Below are 2552 nucleotides of genomic sequence, written 5' to 3'. Positions count from 1 at the left end.
GCCACATCGGGGTTCTTCTCGTGCAGGACCTTGGTGATGGCCGCGGTGAGGGTGGTCTTGCCGTGGTCGATGTGACCCATGGTGCCGACATTCAGGTGCGGCTTGGAACGCTCGAACTTCTTCTTGGCCATCAGGCTCTCCCGGGTCCTCCTGGGCTTGTTTTCTGGTAGCGGCGGTCGGACTCGAACCGACGACCACACGATTATGAGCCGTGTGCTCTAACCAACTGAGCTACGCCGCCACGTTCGCCCTGAACGGGCGGAGCCCCCTGTCGGAATCGCACCGACGACACCAGCCTTACCATGGCTGTGCTCTGCCGACTGAGCTAAGGGGGCGCCACGACCCGGCCTCCCGGCCCGACCGCGACCGATGATTGTACCCAACAGGTTCTCCCGGCCGGTCGCGCGGTCGCGCAACCTCCGATGACGTAGGGTCGGTCCGTGGAGGTGAGGCTGGCCCAGCACGCCGACGGGGAGGCCATCCGGGCCATCTACAACCGGGAGGTCACCGGCTCGACGGTCACCTTCGACATGGTGCCCCGCACCCCGGAGGAGCAGCACCGCTGGCTCGACGAGCACTCCGGGGCCCATCCGGCGCTCGTCGCCGTGGACCGGGGCGCCGTCCTCGGATTCGGGTCCTTGTCCCCCTACCGCTCCCGCCCGGCGTACTCGACGACCGTGGAGGACTCCGTCTACGTCCACCCCGACCACCGGGGGGGCGGGGTCGGGAGAGCGGTGCTGTCCGAGCTAGTCGGCCTGGCCCAGGCCCATGGCTTCCACGCGGTCATGGCCCGGATAGTCGGCGGCCACGACGCCTCGATCGGGCTGCACCGCGCCTGCGGGTTCGAGGTCATCGGGGTGGAGCGTGAGGTCGGCCGCAAGTTCGGCCAGTGGCTGGACGTCGTGCTGATGGAGCTCCTGGTCGACCGCTGACGGGTAGGGGCGCAGGACCAGGGCGCGGATCCGGGCCAGGGCCGGGGACGGCAGCGCCACCACGCCGAGAACGGCCAGGGCCAGGGCCACCGACCACAGGCTGGCCCGCCCCAGCTCCTGGACGAGGAGCACGCCGCCCGGGAACCCGATGAACGACCCCACGATCGTGACCCCGACCAGGACCAGCCGCCACCGGCCGAAGGCCACGGGGGCCAGGAGGATGATCCCCCACGCCAGGTACCAGGGCTGCACGACCGGGCCGAGGACGACCACCAGGAGGAGGGTGGTCCCCAGGGCCTTGACCATCCCGATCCGGGTGCTCGACACGAGCAGCCACAGGCCGGCGGCCATGGCCGCCAGGAGCCCCAGGCTCCGGGTCATGGTGAGCATCCCCTTCACGCCGATCAGGTGGAGGGCGTGGGTGACCGACCCCAGGGCTATCCCGATGGCGGTCACCGGGTCGGTCATCGAGCGGACCACCGACGGGTTGTCGAGGGCGCGGGCCCAGCCCCAGCCCAGGCCCAACAGGATCGTGATGAGGGCCATGATCCCGATTGCGGTCAGGACCGAGGTAAGGACGGGCCGGACCCGTTCCCGCCAGGTGGCGGACTGGCCCAACCAGTGCCAGCCCACGTAGACGACCCCGAGGGCGGCGGGCACCTTCACCGCCGCCGCCAGCGCGCACAGCGTGACCGCCCAGAGTGGGCGTTGTTTGACCGCCAGGGCCATGCCGGCCACCAGCAGCCCGAGCATGAGGGCGTCGTTGTGGGCGCCGCCGATCAGGTGGAGCACGGTCACCGGGTTGAGCACCGCCAGGACGAAGACCGTGCCCGGGTCCCGGCGCATCTTCCGGGCCAGGACCGGCAGCCCGATGGCGATCAGGACCACCCCGGCCACGGCCAGCAGCCGCAGTCCGACGACGGCGGCCAGGACGTGGTGACCGGTCACGCTGTTGATCACCGAGTCGAGGCCGATGAAGACCGGCCCGTACGGGGCCGGTGACGCCCCCCACAGCTGGTCGACGAGCGGGTAGTAGGGGCTGTTGGGCCCGAGGGCGTCGGGGCCGTGGACGTAGGGATTGATGCCCTGGGTCACCATCTGGCCCTGGGCCGCGTAGCTGTAGACGTCCTGGCTGAACAGCGGGGGGGCCACCAGGATGGGGATGACCCACAGGGCCGCCACGATCGCCAGCGTGACGGTCGGCAGCGGGCTCCCGCCGCTGCGCGTAGGCGAGACGGCACGGAGCATGGCGAACCAGGCCCGAATCAGCAGCACCATCCCGCCGTAGGACGCGACCAGCGACAGGAGCATCTTGGGACCGGGGGGCGTGGTGAGCGAGGGGATGCCGAAGAACCAGGCGCCCGGGACCTTGAGCGAGAACGGCGAGCCGATCTGGGACGCGCCGTAGGCGATGGCCATGGACGCCAGCAATCCGCCCGCCGCGGGCTTGCCGATCCGGCGCAGCACGGCGCGCCAGTCGTCCCCGGGCGGGGCCGGCGCCGTGGGATCACCGGCACCGGGGCGGGGATCCGTGCCGTCCTGCACCGCTTCCTCGGTCATCCTCCGGAACGCGGCCGAGCCCGCCGTCCACCAACGGCGAGCGGGGCTCGAAGGGCGCGG

2 protein-coding genes, 2 tRNA genes and 1 pseudogene are annotated in these 2552 nt (G+C 71.2%); 1 reads left to right on the top strand and 4 read right to left on the bottom strand.

What is annotated here, in order from left to right:
- From VFW24_17240 to VFW24_17230, 3 genes are all read right to left on the bottom strand, one after another.
- Positions 1–131 (bottom strand): GTP-binding protein (locus tag VFW24_17240; GenBank protein HEX5268512.1); only part of this gene is annotated, 131 nt, incomplete at its 3' end.
- Between the two features lie 33 nt (positions 132–164).
- Positions 165–241: transfer RNA gene (locus tag VFW24_17235), tRNA-Met, on the bottom strand.
- A 21-nt stretch (positions 242–262) separates the two neighbouring features.
- A tRNA-Thr gene (locus tag VFW24_17230) sits at positions 263–335 on the bottom strand.
- A 105-nt stretch (positions 336–440) separates the two neighbouring features.
- Here VFW24_17230 and VFW24_17225 point away from each other — a divergent pair.
- Positions 441–932 carry a GNAT family N-acetyltransferase gene (locus VFW24_17225; GenBank protein ID HEX5268511.1) on the top strand — a complete coding sequence of 164 codons (492 nt, stop codon included), beginning with the start codon at positions 441–443 and terminating at the stop codon, positions 930–932.
- A gap of 126 nt (positions 933–1058) precedes the next feature.
- Here the strand turns inward: VFW24_17225 and mptB are convergent.
- Positions 1059–2243 (bottom strand): annotated as a pseudogene (gene mptB / locus VFW24_17220) (polyprenol phosphomannose-dependent alpha 1,6 mannosyltransferase MptB).
- Positions 2244–2552: the final 309 nt, after the last annotated feature.

This window comes from Acidimicrobiales bacterium (assembly GCA_036273495.1).
Taxonomy (GTDB): Bacteria; Actinomycetota; Acidimicrobiia; order Acidimicrobiales; family JAJPHE01; genus DASSEU01.
The sequence above is the reverse complement of the archived record's forward strand: the minus strand, read 5'-3'. Positions and strand labels throughout refer to the sequence as shown.